This is a genomic window from Actinoplanes sp. M2I2, from assembly GCF_023544445.1.
Taxonomy (GTDB): Bacteria; Actinomycetota; Actinomycetes; order Mycobacteriales; family Micromonosporaceae; genus Actinoplanes.
Map to the genome: position 1 here is coordinate 48,319 of NZ_JALPVJ010000005.1, position 17,863 is coordinate 66,181.

The 17,863-nt window shown below is 70.6% G+C and carries 20 protein-coding genes and 1 riboswitch; of the genes, 13 read left to right on the forward strand and 7 right to left on the reverse strand.

What is annotated here, in order from left to right; all coding sequences use genetic code 11:
* Positions 1-7 precede the first annotated feature (7 nt).
* Entirely contained in the window at positions 8-250 is a 243-nt protein-coding gene (locus HJC40_RS11165; RefSeq protein WP_250000813.1) for a DUF6158 family protein, read from the reverse strand.
* Positions 251-360: 110 nt separating this feature from the next.
* Between HJC40_RS11165 and HJC40_RS11170 the strand changes: the two genes are divergently transcribed.
* From HJC40_RS11170 to HJC40_RS11180, 3 genes are all read left to right on the forward strand, one after another.
* Entirely contained in the window at positions 361-774 is a 414-nt protein-coding gene (locus tag HJC40_RS11170; protein ID WP_250000814.1) for a hypothetical protein, read from the forward strand.
* Positions 775-786: 12 nt separating this feature from the next.
* Positions 787-1,107, forward strand: a complete 321-nt coding sequence (locus HJC40_RS11175) for a DUF3817 domain-containing protein (protein ID WP_250000815.1) — start codon at positions 787-789, stop codon at positions 1,105-1,107.
* Between the two features lie 168 nt (positions 1,108-1,275).
* A riboswitch (cyclic di-AMP (ydaO/yuaA leader) is annotated at positions 1,276-1,424 on the forward strand.
* Positions 1,425-1,436: 12 nt separating this feature from the next.
* Positions 1,437-2,396 carry a C40 family peptidase gene (locus tag HJC40_RS11180; protein WP_250000816.1) on the forward strand — a complete coding sequence of 320 codons (960 nt, stop codon included), beginning with the start codon at positions 1,437-1,439 and terminating at the stop codon, positions 2,394-2,396.
* 102 nt (positions 2,397-2,498) lie between these two features.
* On the opposite strand, the gene HJC40_RS11185 is transcribed toward HJC40_RS11180, so the two are convergent.
* Positions 2,499-3,503, reverse strand: coding sequence for an RNA polymerase sigma factor RpoD/SigA (locus HJC40_RS11185; protein WP_250000817.1), 1,005 nt, complete (start codon positions 3,501-3,503; stop codon positions 2,499-2,501).
* A 574-nt stretch (positions 3,504-4,077) separates the two neighbouring features.
* On the opposite strand from HJC40_RS11185, the gene HJC40_RS11190 reads away from it, so the two are divergent.
* Positions 4,078-4,767 carry an SDR family NAD(P)-dependent oxidoreductase gene (locus HJC40_RS11190; RefSeq protein WP_250000818.1) on the forward strand — a complete coding sequence of 230 codons (690 nt, stop codon included), beginning with the start codon at positions 4,078-4,080 and terminating at the stop codon, positions 4,765-4,767.
* A gap of 64 nt (positions 4,768-4,831) precedes the next feature.
* Here the strand turns inward: HJC40_RS11190 and HJC40_RS11195 are convergent, their stop codons facing one another.
* Positions 4,832-5,539, reverse strand: a complete 708-nt coding sequence (locus tag HJC40_RS11195; RefSeq protein WP_250000819.1) for a dTMP kinase — start codon at positions 5,537-5,539, stop codon at positions 4,832-4,834.
* Positions 5,540-5,749: 210 nt separating this feature from the next.
* Between HJC40_RS11195 and HJC40_RS11200 the strand changes: the two genes are divergently transcribed.
* The 7 genes from HJC40_RS11200 (at position 5,750) to HJC40_RS11230 (ending at position 10,964) form a co-directional block, all read left to right on the forward strand.
* Positions 5,750-6,343, forward strand: coding sequence for a nucleotidyltransferase (locus tag HJC40_RS11200; protein WP_250000820.1), 594 nt, complete (start codon positions 5,750-5,752; stop codon positions 6,341-6,343).
* Between the two features lie 10 nt (positions 6,344-6,353).
* Positions 6,354-6,602, forward strand: coding sequence for a hypothetical protein (locus tag HJC40_RS11205; protein WP_250000821.1), 249 nt, complete (start codon positions 6,354-6,356; stop codon positions 6,600-6,602).
* A complete protein-coding gene (locus HJC40_RS11210; protein ID WP_250000822.1) occupies positions 6,599-7,345 on the forward strand; it encodes a metallophosphoesterase in 747 nt (248 codons plus the stop codon). Before HJC40_RS11205 ends, HJC40_RS11210 begins: the two co-directional genes overlap by 4 nt.
* 39 nt (positions 7,346-7,384) lie before the next feature.
* A complete protein-coding gene (locus HJC40_RS11215; RefSeq protein WP_250000823.1) occupies positions 7,385-7,528 on the forward strand; it encodes a GPGG-motif small membrane protein in 144 nt (47 codons plus the stop codon).
* Between the two features lie 175 nt (positions 7,529-7,703).
* Entirely contained in the window at positions 7,704-8,579 is an 876-nt protein-coding gene (locus HJC40_RS11220) for an MHYT domain-containing protein (RefSeq protein ID WP_250000824.1), read from the forward strand.
* A gap of 20 nt (positions 8,580-8,599) precedes the next feature.
* On the forward strand, positions 8,600-9,316 hold the full coding sequence (locus tag HJC40_RS11225) for an HD domain-containing protein (RefSeq protein ID WP_250000825.1): 717 nt from the start codon (positions 8,600-8,602) through the stop codon (positions 9,314-9,316).
* 22 nt (positions 9,317-9,338) lie between these two features.
* The gene (locus tag HJC40_RS11230; protein ID WP_250000826.1) at positions 9,339-10,964 is read left to right on the forward strand and encodes a glycoside hydrolase family 13 protein; all 1,626 of its coding nucleotides are present in this window, start codon (positions 9,339-9,341) and stop codon (positions 10,962-10,964) included.
* Here HJC40_RS11230 and HJC40_RS11235 read toward each other — a convergent pair.
* From HJC40_RS11235 to xylA, 3 genes are read right to left on the reverse strand one after another with little or no spacing between them, the layout of a single operon-like run.
* Positions 10,872-12,338 carry an MFS transporter gene (locus HJC40_RS11235; RefSeq protein WP_250000827.1) on the reverse strand — a complete coding sequence of 489 codons (1,467 nt, stop codon included), beginning with the start codon at positions 12,336-12,338 and terminating at the stop codon, positions 10,872-10,874. The genes HJC40_RS11230 and HJC40_RS11235 overlap by 93 nt on opposite strands.
* 9 nt (positions 12,339-12,347) lie before the next feature.
* A complete protein-coding gene (xylB, locus tag HJC40_RS11240; protein ID WP_250000828.1) occupies positions 12,348-13,748 on the reverse strand; it encodes a xylulokinase in 1,401 nt (466 codons plus the stop codon).
* A gap of 18 nt (positions 13,749-13,766) precedes the next feature.
* On the reverse strand, positions 13,767-14,954 hold the full coding sequence (xylA, locus tag HJC40_RS11245; protein WP_250000829.1) for a xylose isomerase: 1,188 nt from the start codon (positions 14,952-14,954) through the stop codon (positions 13,767-13,769).
* A gap of 88 nt (positions 14,955-15,042) precedes the next feature.
* Here xylA and HJC40_RS11250 point away from each other — a divergent pair, with 88 nt between their 5' ends.
* A complete protein-coding gene (locus HJC40_RS11250) occupies positions 15,043-16,152 on the forward strand; it encodes an ROK family protein (RefSeq protein WP_250001546.1) in 1,110 nt (369 codons plus the stop codon).
* On the opposite strand, the gene HJC40_RS11255 is transcribed toward HJC40_RS11250, so the two are convergent.
* Positions 16,140-16,622, reverse strand: coding sequence for a MarR family winged helix-turn-helix transcriptional regulator (locus HJC40_RS11255; protein ID WP_250000830.1), 483 nt, complete (start codon positions 16,620-16,622; stop codon positions 16,140-16,142). The two genes, HJC40_RS11250 and HJC40_RS11255, sit on opposite strands and share 13 nt — an antisense overlap.
* A 68-nt stretch (positions 16,623-16,690) precedes the next feature.
* On the opposite strand from HJC40_RS11255, the gene HJC40_RS11260 reads away from it, so the two are divergent.
* The gene (locus HJC40_RS11260) at positions 16,691-17,830 is read left to right on the forward strand and encodes a PP2C family protein-serine/threonine phosphatase (RefSeq protein WP_250000831.1); all 1,140 of its coding nucleotides are present in this window, start codon (positions 16,691-16,693) and stop codon (positions 17,828-17,830) included.
* Positions 17,831-17,863: the final 33 nt, after the last annotated feature.

Sequence of the window (17,863 nt, forward strand, 5' to 3'; positions counted from 1 at the left end):
AAATCCCCTAGAAGTCCTGGGTGAGCCGGTCGGGATCGACCTCCCGGCCCGGGTGGCGGGTCATGTACTCCGTCTCGAGCTCGGCGGTGCGCTTGAAGTGGTTGGACAGCGCAGCATCGGGCCCGTGCCGGAGCGTCTCCAGGCGGGTGCGGTACAGGCTGCCGAGCTCGCGGAACAGGTCTTCGTCGCTGAGCGAGGCGGGATCGATCCCGTTCTCCATGAGCGGCGAGTCGCCGCGGGTGTCTGTCATCGTGCACCTCCGGTCGTGTCGGGCCAGGAAGCGGCCACCGAGGGGTGGCTCGATGCTGGACGGTTGCCCATGCGGGCCGCCGCCAAACGCCCGCCGGTACGCTTCTGTGCATGAAGGGCCTGTGGACGCCGGCGTGGATCGCCCGGCATCTCCTGGCAATCGTGCTGACCGCGGGCTGCCTGGGGCTGGGCTGGTGGCAGTTCAGCCGCGCCCAGGAGGGCAACGCGATCAGCTGGGGCTACATGTTCGAGTGGCCGGTGTTCGCGGCGTTCGTCGTGTTCCTGTGGTTCCGCGAGGTCCAGCTCGTCCGCAAGAAGGCTGCGCCTCCCGAGCAGCCCGAGCCGGACCAGCAGGAACGACAAGAGGAAAAGCTGCCAGGTACGCCTGTTACCGTCGGCCGGCCGGTCCGCGTGGCCGTGCGTCCCACCGCGGACGCCGACGATCCCGAACTGGTGGCCTACAACGACTATCTCGCCTGGCTCGCCGCCCATCCGGGTGCGCGTCCGGGCGACTATCCCGGATAGGACCGAAGCAACGTGCAGGGTGCCCTGACCCGATATCGGATCATCGCGTGGATCGTCGGCGTGTGCCTGCTCGCGCTCGTGGTGGTCGGCATGCCGCTGAAGTACCTGGCCGACAACCCGACGGTGGTCGCCGCCGTCGGACCCGCGCACGGTTTCCTCTTCATGGTCTATCTGATCGCCACGTTCGATCTGTCCCGCCGCGCCCGCTGGCCGTTCGGCCGCATGATCCTGGTGATGCTCAGCGGCACGATCCCGTTCCTGTCGTTCTGGGCCGAGCGCAAGGTGACCCGCGAGTGGGTGCCGACCGGCGAGTTGGCGAAAAGTCCCGTTTGACGGTCCGGTTAGACGCATTGCGGTCGCCGAATTACATGCCGTTATCTGGATCATCGACGCTTAACGGGCCATTGTCATAAATCACTCGGCTGGGCCTTGCTTTTGATGATCCCATCGATAAGTTAATGCGGTTGGTTCGGTCCGCAGCCACTCCCCCTCCCGTGGCGCCGGCCAACGCCGCCGAATCTGCACGACGCCAAAGGGCGCCGTGACAGAACCGGGGACCCGCGTTACTTGGGGCGAATCCGCGCAAGCGGCAGGGCGTTCTTCCCGCCCGAGCCCGTCAGCTAACCCGGTAGGCGGCCGAGCGGAAGAAAGGCCACTGACCGGTGCCCCACCCCCGTACGAGGCTTCGGTTCCTCGTCGTCGCGGCGCTCGCCGTCGCGATCACCGGTTCGCTGGGGACCGCCGCGCACGCGGCGCCGTCCACCAGCGAGCTGAAGAAGCAGATCGAGACGGCGTCCAACAAGCTCGAGGACGTCACCGAGTCGTACAACCAGATGAACCTCAACCTGAAGAAGACCCAGGCTGACGAGAAGACGCTCCAGGCGTCGCTCAAGCCCGCCCAGGCCGCGCTGAAGGCCGCGAGCGGCAAGGTCGGCACGCTGGCCGCCACCTCCTACAAGCAGGGCCGTGTCGGCCCGATGACCGCGCTGCTCAGCGGTGGCCAGGACGGCGTGGTCGACCGGATCGCGTACCTGGACATGATCACCCGCTCCAACCAGCGCGACATCGACACCTTCACCGAGGCCACCGAGGGTTTCGCGACGCGCGAGGCCGCCCTCAAGGCGACCCGCACCAAGCAGACCGCTCAGGTGCAGGCGCTGGTCAAGCAGCGGACGGCGATCCAGAAGGACCTCAAACGGCTCTACAAGATGCGTGAGACGGCCTTCGGCCAGGCGCAGGAGACCGGCGGCAAGTACACCGGCACGATCCCGAAGGTCTCCGGCAAGGCCGGTGCGGCCGTGACGTTCGCGTACAACCAGCTCGGCAAGCCGTACCTGTTCGGCGCGGACGGGCCGGGCAGCTTCGACTGCTCCGGTCTCACCTCGGCGGCGTGGGCGTCGGCCGGCAAGTCGCTGTCGCACCAGACCAAGGCGCAATGGAACGAAGTGACCCACATCAGCAAGGACGAACTGCAGCCGGGCGACCTCGTGTTCTACCGAAGTCTCGGGCACGTCGCGCTCTATGTGGGCGGTGGCCAGATCATCGACGCGCCGCACTCGGGCACCGTGGTGAAGAAGCGCGGGATGAACATCATGACCCCGTACGGCTACGGCCGCGTCTGACGCGACGCCCGGCGGTGACGCCGAAACCGGATAAGGCCGGTACCCCTCGGGGTACCGGCCTTTCGCGTCTATGAGTAACGGGGGGGTGAGGCAGGGAGTGGGTCAGGCGGCCTGGAGGCCCTCGGCCCGAGCCAGCTCGCGCAGCCGGCCGAGCGCCTGGATCTCGAGCTGACGGATCCGCTCACGGCTCAGCGAGAAGCGCGAGGCCACCTCGGTGAGCGAGTGCTCGCGGCCGTCCTCGAGGCCGTAACGGGCCCGCATGATGCCCGCCGACCGGTCGTCGAGGTGGTTGAGCAGGCCCTCGATGCGCTGACGCTCCAGGGCGGTCAGCACGATCTCTTCCGGCGAGGGGGCGTCGCTGTCGGCGACCAGGTCGCCGAGGTTGGTGTCGCCGTCGTCGCCGACCGGGGTGTCCAGCGAAACCGTGTCCTGGGCCCAGCGGGTGAGCTCGTTGACGCGCTCGACGGTCACGCCGAGGGCGGTCGCGATCTGCTCGGGCTCGGGGTCGCTACCCAGCTCGCGGACGAGCTGACGGGTCACGTTCCGCATCCGGTTGACATCCTCGACCAGGTGCACGGGCAGACGCACCGTGCGCTCCTGCTGGGCGATGGCCCGGCTGATCGCCTGACGCACCCACCAGGTGGCGTAGGTCGAGAACTTGTAGCCACGCTCGTAGTCGAACTTCTCGACCGCGCGAACCAGGCCGGTGTTGCCCTCCTGGATCAGGTCGAGCATCGGCATGCCCGAGCGCACGTAGCGCCGGGCGATCGACACGACCAGCCGCAGGTTGGCCCGGATGAACAGGTCCTTCGCCCGCCGCCCCTCGGTGACGAGGCGCTCCAGCTCTTCCCGGCTCACGCCGCGGCGATCCTTGCCCTCGTCGATCAGGAACTCGGCGTAGAGGCCGGCCTCGATCGACTTGGAGAGCTCGACCTCCTTGGCGGCGTCCAACAGCGGCGTCCGGGAGATCTCGTGCAAGTAGACGCCGACAAGGTCACGCTCCTCGGCGACCTGATCGGTCCGCATCACGGTGTTCTTCTCCACGTTGCCCACGGTCCCCTCATTGCCATCACTACTAACCCCGTTACGGGTGATCCCTGTATCCATCAGTTCCTCCCCGTAACGTCCGCAGTTCGCACATTGCGGTTACTGGCATCTACACAACAAATGGCTGGCTGCACTGATTCCGGCTGGTGGGTCGAAAGTGTCACGAATGCCTGGGTGCTGGCTGAGAGCCGAGTGCGTAGTTGCTGAACAGGGCTCCTGCGCGCCGGCATTCGGCTCCCACGCCTGCTGCTCGGTCGCGCAGACAGAGACATACCCGTCGCTTGCTTCATGACACCATCGGCCCCTCGTCCCTCACAGCGACCTCCATCACCAAAAACCTTGGGACGTCCGTCACCACCCAGTACGTTGCTCGGGCGCGCCAGGTTCACCGTGCTGGATCGACAGCTCCGGGACGGGACTGAAACAAAAGCATCACCAAAAAGATCCCGTCGCTTCGCCGAACGGGACCACCTGCCACAATGCGGCACACGGCGGCGCAGTTCACTAGCCCGTCCGGGTGACATACCCACGATGACGTCCTCTTCGACAACGGTTCGGAGCCGGTGGGCCATCCGCTTGGTGAGGTGACTAATCCCACAGAGGACGCCACCTCCCGCGGTGCACCATGAACGGCATGACTGACGGGCGTACGGCACTGATCACGGGCGGGACCGGTGGCCTGGGCGCCGCCACGGTGGCCGCCTTCGTCGCTGAGGGATGGCGTGTCGTCACGCCGGTGCGGCCGGGGTCGGCCGAGCGCCTCCCGAAGGGCGCTGTCGCCGTGGACGGCGACATGACGGTTGAGACGGATGTCACCGCCGCCGTCGCCGCGGCCACGGCCGATCCGGAGGCGTCGCTGCGCGCCGTCGTCAACCTGATCGGCGGCTTCGCGAGCGGGCCGTTGGTGGCCGAGACGCCGTGGAGCGATTTCGAAGCCCAGCTGCGGCTCAATCTGCGGCCGACCTACCTCGTCACTGCGGCGGCCCTGCCGGCCCTGGTGGAAGCGGGCGGCGGCAGCATCGTGTGCGTCTCGTCGCGGACGGCCCTGGCGCCCTTTCCCGGGGCAGCCGGCTATGCCACCTCCAAGGCGGCCGTGATCGCCTTCGCCAACGCGGTGGCCGTGGAGTACCGCAAGCGGAACGTGCGCTGCAACACGGTCGTGCCCAGCGTGATCGACACGGACGCCAACCGGGCGGCGATGCCGGACGCCGACCCCGCCCGCTGGGTGCGGCCCGAGCAGATCGCCCGCACGATCCTGTTCCTGGCCTCGGACGCGTCGGTCTCGACCAGCGGGGCGCAGATTCCGGTCTACGGGCAGGCCTGACGCCAGGGCACGTCTGGTGGATCACGTGGGAGCGAGGCGCCGCCCGTGACCCACCAGACGTCTCCTAGAGAGCCTCGACCAGTTGGTAGCCGGCCGTGGCCAGCGCGGCCAGGAGTGGGGCGCCGGCCAGGATCAGGCTGCGGGCCAGCGGGCTGCGAGCCGGCTCGGGCAGGTCGGCCCGGCGGCGGAGCTCGGCGTGCAGCGCGGCCGACACCTGGTCGGGGGTGCCGTTCGCGTCGATCACGACGAAGTCGCGGAATTCCGGCAGGGAGAGGTAGGCCGCGCGGGCCGATTCCAGATACTCCATCGACTCGCTGTCGTAGCCACGCGCCTCGATCCGCTCGTACGCGACCCGGGGATCGACGTCGAGCAGGAACGTGAGATCGGGCTTCGGAAAGAAGTGGTAGGCCAGCCGGGCGCGGCGCTCGGCGGCCGGGGCGGCGTCGCGGGCCCGCAGGCTGGCGTACTGGCAGACGGCGTAGCGGTCCATCACCACCGTGCCGCCGGTGAAGCGCCGGCGCAGCAGGGTGCGCAGGATGGCCAGCCAGCGCAGCACCGACTCGACGAGCAGCATGCCGCGGCGGCCCAGCAGCTCGTCCGCGTCACGCTTGCCCAGCCGGACGGCGAGCCGCCCGAACCAGTGACGGCCACCGGCGTTGCGGCGATAGGCGACGCGCAGACCCGAGGCGCTCAGCTCGTCGGCCAGCCGGTGGGCCTGAGTCGTCTTGCCGGAGCCATCCATACCCACGAGCGCGATCGTGCGAAGGGTCATGCCAACCAACGGTAACGGCAAGGCGCACGACCGGTTCACGGCCGGCGGCAGGGGACACCGCGTTTCCCCGGCGACGGTCGTCACGACGTACCAAAATGGGGTTTGCCGGGGGTTTTGCCCGGAGACTCGGGTGAGCGGCGATTCAAGGACAGGCGGCCAGGGTAGTCGTATCCGACACACCGAACCGCAAACGTCGACAGGGGGATCGTCATGCCGCACCGCGTGGACGAGGGCCTGGCAACCACGCTCAAAAAGGTCGCCTCGACTCTCAAGTCCGCCGGCATACCGTTCGCGCTAGGCGGGAGTTTCGCGGTCTATGCGCACGGCGGCCACTCGAGCGACCACGACGTGGACTTCCTGCTGCGCGAGGAGGACCGGGATCAGGCTCTGGCCGAGCTGGGCAAGGTCGGGTTCCGCACCGAGCAGCCGCCCGAGGACTGGCTGGTCAAGGTCTACGACGAGGACCGGATGGTCGACCTCATCTATCGGCCGGTGGAGACACCGGTGACGCTGGAGACGCTGGCCGACACCGAGCAGATCTCCGTCGAGGCGATCTTCATGCCGGTGCTGTCGGCGACCCAGCTGATGATCCACAAGCTGCTCAGCTACAGCCAGCACTACTGCGATTTCGCGACCGGCCTGCCGGTGGCCCGCTCGCTGCGCGAGCAGATCGACTGGCCCCGGGTGCGCCGGGAGACCCGGAAGTCACCGTACGCCGAGGCGTTCCTCATCCTGCTCGACCGGCTGGACGTCGTCCCGTTGCCGGAGACGCAGCCGGACGGGGAAGCGCTGACCAATCACTGAGGGGGCCGGGATGACCAGCGAAACCGATCTCGAGGCCGAGATCCAGCGTCTGCTGACCGAGCACGACCGGATATCCGAGCAGGGCATCACCGTGCAGCGCCGCGACCATCTGGTGGTGCTGGGCGGTGAGGTCGAGAGCACGCAGCGCCGCGACGAGATCTGCCGGCAGATCACCGCGCACTTCCCGGACCTGGAGATCACGTGTGACATCGGGATCACCCGGGCGCAGGCGCCCAGCGAGGTGGAGGAGATTTCATGATCCGGATCGCCGCCGTGGGCGACGTCCACGTGGACAAGGACGTGGTGGGCCGCTACCGGCCCGCCCTCGAGGAGCTGCCGGACCGGGCCGACGCGCTCCTGATCGCCGGCGACCTCACCCGGCACGGCACCGTCGACGAGGCGCAGTGCTTCGCCAAGGAGTTCGGCGGGCTGGACGTGCCGGTCGTGGTGGTGCTCGGCAACCACGATCATCAGAGCGACCGGCAGGACGACCTCACCAAGGTGATCGAGGATGCCGGCATCACGGTGCTGGAGGGCTCCGCGACCGTGCTGGAGATCCGCGGGCAGCGGCTGGGCGTGGCCGGCACCAAGGGCTTCGGCGGCGGCTTCGCGGGGGCCTGCGCCAGCAACTTCGGCGAGCGCGAGATGAAGGACTTCGTCGGCACCACCGAGCGCTACGCCGAGGATCTCCGGCGCGCGCTCACGTCGGTGGAGTGCGACGCCCTGGTGGCTCTCACGCACTACTCCCCCGTGCCCGAGACCCTGGTCGGCGAGCCGCTCGAGATCTACGCCTTCCTCGGCTGCTACCAGCTCGGACGATCGATCGACGCGGCGCCGGCGGCGCTGGCCCTGCACGGGCACGCGCACCACGGATCCGAGCGCGGGCGCACGCCCGGCGGGGTCCCCGTGCGCAACGTCGCGCACCCGGTGATCAAGCAGGCGTACAACGTCTACCAGCTGCTTTCCGAAGAGGTGGATACCACACTGGCGGCAGCCCGGTAGGCAGGTTTCTGATTTTGAGGCACCGGGTATTCGATGTTCATGGACCTAATCCTTTGGATCATCGCCGTCATCCTGGTCGTCGCCGGAATCCTCGCGCTCTTCCGTCGTCAGCTGCTCTGGGGCATCGTGCTGATCGTTGTCGGCCTCCTCGTGGGCCCCGGCGGCGTCAGCATCTTCTCCTGACCGGTAGCAAGGCTCTCCACGACTCCATCCCCCACGACCGAGAACCGGGCCACCCTGAAGGGTGGTCCGGTTCCGTTTGTCCGCCTTGCCGCACTCGCGGTGCGATGCGCCTATGCGCAGGCCTGACTGAATCACTCGCGGAACGTCTTCGATCTTTCTCCGCGAGAGGTGCTCGGTGGCCGAGGTCCATCACTTCACATACGGCGTGTTCAACCCGATAGCCGCTTTCCTGCTCGCCTTCCTGGGCTCGTTCTTCGGCCTGCTCAGCACCGCCCGCGCCCGCGACGCCCGCACCCGGGGACGGCGCAACCGCTGGCTCCTCATCGCCGCGTTCGCCATCGGCGGCGGCGCCATCTGGCTCATGCACTTCGCCGCCATGCTCGGCTTCGAGGTGCCGGCCAGCCCCGTACGCTTCGACGTCCCGATGACCGTGGCCAGCCTCGGCTTCGCGGTCGTCGCCGTCGGCGCCGGGCTGCTGACCGTCGGCCACGGCCGGACCAGCGCGCCCAAGACGATCGCGGCCGGCGTGCTGACCGGCGGCGGCGTGCTCGCCATGCACTACACCGGCATGCTGGGCATGCACGTGGCCGGTGAGATGCGCTACGACCTGACGCTGGTCGCCGCGTCGGCGATCATCGCGGTGGTGGCTTCGACGGCCGCGCTCTGGTTCACCGTCTCGGTGCGCGGCTGGATGCCGATCAGCGGCGCCGCGGTGATCATGGCGATCGCCGTGTGCGGCATGCACTACACCGGCATGGCGGCCATGTCGGTGCACCTCGACCCGGGCCTGCTCGATCGCGTGGCCGGCTTCCGGCCGCTCACCATGATCCTGCCGATCACCCTGATCACCGCGGCCTCGATCATCGGGGTGGCGCTGAGCGCGCTGCAGGCGATGACCGAGGAGGAGTTCACCGACGGCGCGGGCACCCCGAGACGCGGAGTGCACGCCGAAGCCGGCACCCCCTGGTCGCTCAAGCAGGCGACGCTGGCCACGCCGGTCCGCCGCCCCTCGCCCCGCCCGGTTCCGATGCGCTCGCCCACCAACGGCTGACGCTCCGGTACGTTCTCGGCATGGCCCCCCGCATGCTTCTGTCGATGCCGCTGCACGCGATCACGGAGGTGTACGGCGAGGCGGGTCTGCGCGAGCGGTTCCTGCTCGAGCTGGAGACCTTCCCCGAGGCCGAGAGGACCCAGCTGATCGGGGCGCTCGACCTGGCCGCGCGCCTGCACGCCAACGACCGGCGAGTCCGCGAGCCCTACCTCAACCACCTGCTGCGGGTGGCCATCCGGATCATCAAGTACTACGGCGTACGGGACGTCGACGTGCTCACCGCGGCGCTGCTGCACGACGCGGTCGAGGACCACCCGGACGAGCTCGCGGGCACCAGCAAGGGCACCTTCACCGAGCTGACCGAGGGGGCCATCGCCGAGCTGGCGTCCCGCTTCGGCCCGCGGGTGGCCGAGCTGGTCCGCTCGGTCACCAACCCGGAGTACGACCCCGAGCGCGACCGCCACGAGCAGTACCGGGCGCACGTGGCGGCCAGCCTCGACCGCGATCCGTGGGCCCGCGTGATCAAGGTCTCCGACTTCACCGACAACGGGGTGGGCGTCGTCCACACCACCCCGGAGAAGGCGCTCTCGGCGGCCCGCAAGTACCGTCCGCTGGTGCCGAAGCTGCGCGAGCTGGTCGGCCGGCCGGACACGCCGCTCTCGATCGCCGCCAAGGACCACATCCTCGACCAGCTCGACCTGGCCGAGGAGAGATTCGCCTGCATCCTGGACGGCTGAGGACAGGCTCTAGCCTGGAAACATGCTCCACACCGACGCTTGGTGGCGCGACGCCGTCATCTACCAGGTCTATCCCCGCTCGTTCGCCGACAGCGACGGCGACGGGATGGGCGACCTGCCCGGGATCACCGGGCGCCTGCCGCACCTCCGGGAGCTCGGCGTCGACGCCGTGTGGCTCTCCCCGTTCTATCCCTCGCCGCAGCACGACGCCGGCTACGACGTCGCCGACTACCGGGGCGTCGACCGGCGCTTCGGCGAGCTCGGTGACGCCGACAAGCTGATCGCCGAGGCGCACGGGCTCGGCCTCAAGGTCATCGTCGACCTGGTCCCCAACCACACCTCCGAGGAGCACGCCTGGTTCCGGGCCGCGCTGGCCGCCGCGCCGGGCAGCCCGGAGCGCGAGCGGTACATCTTCCGCGACGGCCGTGGCGTCTCCGGCGCCGAGCCGCCGAACTCGTGGCAGAGCGTCTTCGGCGGCAGCGCGTGGGAGCGGGCGCCGGACGGGCAGTGGTATCTGCACCTGTTCGACGTGAGCCAGCCGGACCTCAACTGGGGCAACCCCGAGGTGCGGGCCGAGTTCCTCGACATCCTGCGCTTCTGGCTCGGCCGCGGGGTCGACGGCTTCCGCGTCGACGTCGCGCACGGCCTGGTCAAGGAGGAGAACCTCGCCGACTGGACGCAGAGCAGCCAGATCCTCGGCGGCCTCGACCCGGCCGGCCCGCCGCCCCCGATGTGGGACCAGGAGGGCGTGCACGAGATTTACCAGTCGTGGCGGCGCGTGCTCGACGAATACCCGGGCGGTCGCGTGCTGGTCGCCGAGGCCTGGGTCGCACCGGCCAGCCGGCTGGCCCGTTACGTGCGCCCCGACGAGATGCATCAGGCCTTCAACTTCCCGTACCTCGAGGCGCCGTGGCAGCCCGCGGCGCTGCGCGCGGTCATCGACGAGTCGCTGGAGGCCAACAACGCGGTCGGGGCGACCACCACGTGGGTGCTCTCCAACCACGACGTCGTCCGGCACGCCACCCGGCTGGGCTACCCGGTCGGCACCCCGCGGATGCACGGCATCGGCGCCGAGGACCCGCAGCCGGACACCGCCCTGGGCCTGCGCCGGGCCCGCGCGGCGACCCTGCTCATGCTCGCGCTGCCCGGTTCGGCCTACCTCTACCAGGGCGAGGAGCTGGGCCTGCCCGAGCACACCACGATGGCTGACCAATTCCGCGAGGACCCGGCCTGGGAGCGGTCCGGGCACGCCGAACGCGGGCGGGACGGCTGCCGGGTGCCGCTGCCGTGGGAGGCCGACGCGCCCTCGTACGGCTTCGGTCCCACCGACGCGTCGTGGCTGCCCCAGCCGGCGACCTGGGCCGAGTACGCGCTCGACCGCCAGCAGGGCGTGGCCGGGTCGACGTGGGAGCTGTACCACTCGGCGCTCGGGCTGCGCCGGGAGCACCGGCTGGGCCACGGCTCCCTCACCTGGCAGGACGCGACCGAGGGCACGCTGGCCTTCCGCAACGGCGACGTGCTCGTGCTGACCAACTTCGGTCCGGAGCCGGTGGAGCTACCGGCCGGCGCCCGGCTCCGGCTGAGCAGCGAGCCCCTCGACGGCGACGGGCGGGTCCCCACCGACGTCACCGTGTGGGCGAGCTTCTGATCGGGCCGCCCGGGCCAGCAGGGCGGCGTGCGTGTCGGCCAGATCGCGCGCGACCGTCCTGCTGGCCAGCCAGAACATGACCCCGGTGGGCACCCAGAAGAGCTGGAAGGCGGCCAGGCCGACCGCGTAGTTGAGCGGGGGCGGGAACGCGCCGGCCAGCCCGCGGAAGGCCACCGCCACCATCACGTTGCCGCCGGCCCGGCCGAAGCCGTTGATCAGATTGCCCAGGCTGTAGACGGTGCCGCGGTGCTCGGGCGGGTTCACATCGGCGATGAGGGCGAACCAGTTCGGCGAGTTCGCCGACGTGAGCATCAGCGCGAACACCGCGGTGGCCAGGCAGAGCCCGACGGTGGGCTCGGTGAAGACGTCGGTGAGGACCGCCGCGATCACGGCGCCGGTGCCGGCCCCGTCGGGCACGTCGATCTTCATCGGGACGAAGAACAGCACGACGTAGAACGGCACGGCGGCCAGGACGCCGACCGCGGCGACCAGGGCGCGGCCCCGGGGCGTACGCCGCTGGAGCCGGTCGCCGGCCAGCCCGCCCAGGATGGACAGGGCCCCGCCCAGCTGGAACAGCGTGGCGAAGACGCTGCCGACCAGCACCGCCGTGCCGGCCGAGTAGCCCTGGTCCTCGGCCCGGGCGCGGAACAGCACGGGCAGCCACACCAGCGAGCCCAGGGCGATCTGGGCCGTGCCACCCTGCAGGATCAGCCAGACGTTGGTGCGCCGGCGCAGGATCTTGGGCAGGTGGTCGTGGTGGATGCGCTCGTCGTACTCGACGCCGGCCAGCTCGGGCTGGCTGTCGCCGCGCGGCACGTTGTAGGTGAACAGGTAGGCGACCGCGGCCACGCCACCGGCGACCGCGGTGACCAGGAACGGCTCCCGCCAGTCGGCGTGGCCGAGCAGACCGCCGAGCAGCGTGCCGGCGAGCGTGCCGACGCCCTGGGAGAGGCCCCAGAAGCTCATCACCAGGCCGCGGCGCTTGGGGGAGATGAGGTCGCTGACCACGGCGAAACTGACCGAGGCGACGGCGCCGAGGCCCAGCGCGGCGACGATCTGGCTGATCAGGAAGCTGGGATAGCTGCCGGACAGGCCGGACCAGGTGGTGCCCGCGATCCAGATCAGGGTGCCGGCCACGAGCACCGGCTTACGGTCGGTGCGGTCGCCGGCGTACGCGAAGCCGATCGCCGCGACCGCGCTGATCAGGAACATCATCGTGGTGGAGAACGCGATGTGGCCCTCGCCCACCCCGAACGCGTCGCCGATGCTGCCGTAGAGCGGCGGCACCAGCCCGATCGCCACGTTGTCGAGCGAGGCGAGGACCACGAACACCACGACGCTGTACGCGCGGTGGGCGCCGCCTCCCCTGGTCACCGGGAAAGGTTAGCGGGGGCGATCGACAACCGCGTCACGCGCGGCCGCGTACTGCTCGCGGATGATCGGCGCGCTCGGGGCCTCGTACGTCTCGGGGAGCTCGGCCGACCACACGGGGGGCTCGGCGCCACCCGTGGTGATCCACGCGGCCTGCCGGGCCGCGCCGTCGGCGACGTACTCGCCGGGCGGCGGCACCAGCACCGGCAGCCCGAACAGCTCGGGCGCGATGCGGCGGACCGCCTCGCTGCGCGCGCCGCCGCCGACCAGCACGATGCGGTTGGCGGTGGCGCCGTTGGCGACGAGCGCGTCGAGTCCGTCGGCGAGGGCGCAGAGCATGCCCTCGACGGCGGCCCGGGCCAGATGGGCCGGGTCGGAGGTCTTGAGCGTCAGGCCGTGGATCGCGCCCGTGGCGTCCGGGCGGTTGGGCGTGCGCTCACCCTCCAGGTACGGGATGAGGACCAGGCCGTCGGCGCCGGCCGGGGCGCTCAGGGCCAGCCGGGACAGCTCCTCGTGGCCGACGCCGAGCAGCTTGCCGGCCGCATCGAGCACCCGGGCCGCGTTCAGCGTCACCACGATCGGCAGGAACCGGCCGGTGGTGTCGGCGAAACCGGCGACCGTGCCGGTCGGGTCGTTCGGCGAGACGTCGGAGGACACGAAGACCGTGCCGGACGTGCCGATCGACACGATCACGTCGCCCGTGCCGGCGCCCGTGCCGAACGCGGCCGCCGCGTTGTCGCCCGCCCCGGGACCGAGCGGGGCGCCGTTGGGCAGGTGGCCGGCGATGCCGGTCGGGCCCAGCACCTCGGGGGTCCGCAGCAGGCGCCCGAAGCCGAGCTCCAGCAGATCGGGGCGGTACTCGTTGGTCTTGGCCGACCAGTAGAGCGTGCCGCTGGCGTCGCTGCGGTCGGTCTTGATCGTGCTGATGTCGGTGGACCCGGAGAGCTTCCAGGTCAGCCAGTCGTGCGGCAGGCAGACCGCGGCGACCCGGGCCGCGTTGGCCGGCTCGTTGCGGGCGAGCCACCGCAGCTTGGTGAGGGTGAAGCTGGCGACCGGCACGATGCCGACCGCGTCGGCCCACTTGTCGCCGCCGCCCAGTTCCTCGATGAGGTCGGCGGCCGCGCCGGCGCTGCGCGTGTCGTTCCAGAGCAGCGCCGGGCGGACCACCTCGCCGTTCTCGTCGAGCACCACCATGCCGTGCTGCTGCCCGGCAACCGAGGCGGCGGCGACGTCGTCGAGGCCGCCGGCCTCGTCGATCGCCTGCCGCAGCGCGGCCCACCAGGCATCCGGGTGCACCTCGGTGCCGTCCGGGTGCGCGGCGCGGCCCTGCCGGACCAGCTTGCCGGTCTCCGCGTCGCGGATGACCACCTTGCAGGACTGGGTGGAGCTGTCGATTCCGGCGACAAGCGTCATCTCAGTGGTTCCTCGGTCTCAGTTCGCGCGGAGCAGGTGGTCGATGGCGAGCTGGTTCAGCTTCACGAAACCGTAGCCCTGGGCACCGGCCGCGTCGACGTCGAACTCCTCGAAGGCGCTCTTGTCGTTGAGCAGGTCCTGGTAGGTCTCGCCCGGGTTGAGCGTCGGGGTCTCGAGCTCGAGGACCTTGCTGGCCCGCAGCGCCTCCTGCACGGCCGGGTCGGCCCGGAACTCCTGGGCGCGCTCCTTGAGCAGCAGATACATGCGCATGTTGGCCTTGGCCGACTCCCAGACGCCGTCGATGCTCTCGGTGCGGGAGGGCTTGTAGTCGAAGTGCCGCGGGCCGTCGTACTTGGGGCCGCCGCCGATCGGGCCGTTCTCCAGCAGGTCGACCAGCGAGAACGCGTTGAGCAGGTCGCCGTGGCCGAAGACCAGGTCCTGGTCGAACTTGACGCTGTGCTGGCCGTTGAGGTCGATGTGGAAGAGCTTCTTCTGCCACAGCGCCTGGGCGATGCCGTGGGTGAAGTTGAGGTTGGACATCTGCTCGTGCCCGACCTCGGGGTTGATGCCGAACAGCTCGGGCCGCTCCAGCTCGTAGGTGAAGGCGATGGCGTGGCCGAGCGTCGGGAGCAGGATGTCGCCGCGGGGCTCGTTCGGCTTGGGCTCGATGGCGAAGCGCAGGCCGTAGCCCTTGTCCTCGGAGTACTGGGCCACGAGGTTGAGGCCCTCGCGGTAGCGGTCGAGCGCGGCGTTGATGTCCTTGGCCGCGTCGTACTCGGAGCCCTCGCGGCCACCCCAGAGCACGAAGGTCTGGGCGCCCAGCTCGGCGGCGAGGTCGACCTGACGCAGGACCTTGCGCAGCGCGTACCGGCGGACCGAGCGGTCGTTGCTGGTGAACGCGCCGTCCTTGAAGACCGGGTGGCTGAAGGTGTTGGTGGTGACCATCGGCACGACGATGCCGGTCTCCTCGAGCGCCTTCTTGAAGCCGCTGAGGATGCCGTCACGGGTCGACGCGTCCGAGCCGAACGGCACCAGGTCGTCGTCGTGGAACGTGAGGCCGTAGGCGCCGAGCTCGGCGAGCTTGTGCACGGCTTCGATCGGGTCGAGCGGCGGGCGGGTGGCCGAGCCGAACGCGTCCACGGCCTGCCACCCGATGGTCCACAGGCCGAAGGAGAACTTGTCTTCACGAGTGGGTTGGACCGGCACGGTTACCTCCACGTAACAGCTAGGATTTGTTTATTGGTTGAATTATTTGACCGCGGTGTGGCATTGTCAAGACGTGAGCGGCCGCTTGATGAATGCTTCCCGCAGCCCCGTCCGGCAATCGAGCGTGCGAGCCCACAATCTCGCGCTCGTGTTGCAGACAGTGGCGAACAGCGCAGATCGCCCATCCCGGGCGGCCATCTCCGCTGCCACCGGGCTGACCCGGGCCACCGTGTCGGCGCTGGTCGACGACCTCATCGCCGGCCGGCTGCTCACCGAGCTCGACCCGGCCCCGCGCACCGGGGCCGGCCGTCCCGCCGCCGGTCTGGCGCTCAACCCCGACGGCCCGGGCGGGCTCGGCCTGGAGATCAACGTCGACTATCTGGCCGCGTGCGTCGTCGACCTGACCGGCGTGGTGCGGCACCGCTTCGTGACCCGGGCCGACCAGCGGCTGCTCCCGGCGGCCGCCGCCCTCGCCGACCTCGGCGTGCTGGCCGCACGGGCCCGGGAGGCCGCCGCCGCCGACGGGATCGAGCTCGCCGGGGCCGCGCTGGCCGTGCCCGGCCTGGTCACCGCCGGCGGACTGGTGCCGGTGGCCCCCAACCTCGGCTGGCAGGACGTCGACGTGCCGGCCCTGCTCGACCTCGGCCTGCCGCTGACCGTCGACAACGAGGCCAACCTGGCCGCGATCGGCGAACTGCGGACCGACGGCGGCGCCCCCACCTTCCTGTACGTCTCGGGCGAGATCGGCATCGGCGCCGGCATCGTGCTGAACGGCGAGCTCTATCGCGGCGGACGCGGCTGGAGCGGCGAGATCGGGCACGTCACCGTCTATCCCGACGGGCGCCCCTGCCGGTGCGGCGCCAGTGGCTGTCTCGAGCAGTACGCCGGCCAGGAGGCGGTCGCCGCCGACCCCGACCTGGCCGCGGCCGCGCTCGGCATCGCGCTGTCGGCCGTCGTCAACCTGCTCGACCTCGGCGTGATCGTGCTCGGCGGCGGCTACGCGCCCGAGTTCGACCGCCTGCGCGACGGCATCGAGGCCGAGCTGCGCCGCCGGGTGCTCACCGCCGGTCTGGCCCCGGTCACCCTGCGGGCGGCCACGCTGGGCCCCGACGCGGCCATGCGCGGCGCGGCCGACGTGGTGATCACCGGGGTACGGGAGGACCCGGCACGGTGGCTGGCCCGCGCTCAGGCAGTCTGAGCCGGCGCCGACTCGCCGTTGCCGTCCTCGGCGGCGGCGGCGAACTCGCTGAGCCCGTGAAGCAGGGCCGCCCGGCCACCGGACGACATCTTCTCCAGGACGCCGCTGAGCGCCCGGCGCCGGATGCGGCGCAGCTCGCCCAGCAACATGCGCGACGCCGGGGTGAGATAGAGCGCGATCTCGCGGCGATCGGCCCGGCCGGGCACCCGCTCGACCATGCCCGAGGCGACCAGGCGGTCGCACAACCGGCTCGCCGAGGACAGCAACATGCCCAACTCGGACGCGAGACCACCCAGGTTGAGGCCCTCGGCCCGCTCGAGGGCGAGCAGCGCGTTGAGCTGGACCGAGGAGATGCGGGGGGTCACCTGCTCGCGGGCCGCGTCCCACGCGAGCAGCAAGGCTTTCGCGGCGTCATCGATCGCCGCGGTCTGCATGGGGTCCGGCACGTCCGGCCCATGGTGAACAGCCATGGTGCAGGGAAGACTACTCGTACGGCCGGATCTGTTCGAGGAGGTCGCCATTGATCGACAGGCTACTGGTGCTTCGGCGAATTCTCACCGACGCGGCCGCTGACGCCGTCCCGGAATGTCTGGCCCGGGGCCTGGCCGAGGAGTACGGGCTCACCAGCACCGAGTTGTACCTGGTCGATTACCGTCTGGCCGCTCTCGTGCCGATTTTCGGTGACCACCCCCGCACCCACCCCGGCGATCCGGCCTGGCGCTGCTTCGATCACCAGTCACCGGTGAACGAGGACAGCGTGATGTTCCTCCCCGTATCGGTGCGCGGGGAACGCATCGGCGTGCTGGCCTGCTCGCCGGCGCCGGAGAGCGCCGAGCTGACGGCCGAGCTGGCCGAGATCGCCGTGGCCGTGGCCCACGAGCTGGAGGCAGCGAGCGCCGGCACCGACCGCTACCAGGCGACCGCCCGCACCCGGCGGCTCACGCTGGCCGCCGAGATGCAGTGGGAGCTGCTGCCGGCGCGTAGCCGGATCCGCCCGTCGTTCGGTCTGGCCGGCCAGCTCGAGCCGTCCTACGCGGTGCGCGGCGACAGTTTCGACTGGGCCGACCAGGACGGCCGGGTCTCGCTCAGCGTGCTGAACGGCATGGGCGAGGGGGTGTCGGCGTCCCTGCTGACCACGCTGGCCACCTTCGCGCTGCGCAACGCCCGCCGGGCCGGCATCCCGCTGGCCGACCAGGCCGCGCTGGCCGACCAGGCCGTCTACGCCGAGCACCGCGGCTCGGCCCACGTGTCGGCCCTGCTGCTCGACCTCGACCTGACGACCGGCGAGGTGCTCGCGGTCGACGCGGGCTCACCCCGGCTGTTGGTGCTGCGCGGTGACAAGGTGCACGAGCAGAAACTGACCAAGGACTTCCCGCTCGGCATGTTCGAGGAGACCGACTATCAGGTGCAGAGCTTCGGGCTGGCCCCGGGCGACCGGCTGATGCTGGTCAGCGACGGCGTCTACGACGCGGTGACGGCGACCGGGCGCTACGGGGACGCGGCCCTGGCCCGCTTCGTGCGGCGCACGAGGTCGATGGCGCCCCTGCAGGCGGTCCGGTCACTGCTGGGCGACCTGCGGGCGTTCGTGGGGGACGCCGAGCTCGAGGACGACGCGGTCGCCGTCTGCCTCGACTACTCCGGCCCGGAGCCCGATCAGCCCCGGCCGAAACTCGACTGACTCGAGCCGGAACCTGGTCCCCAGGCCGGGACC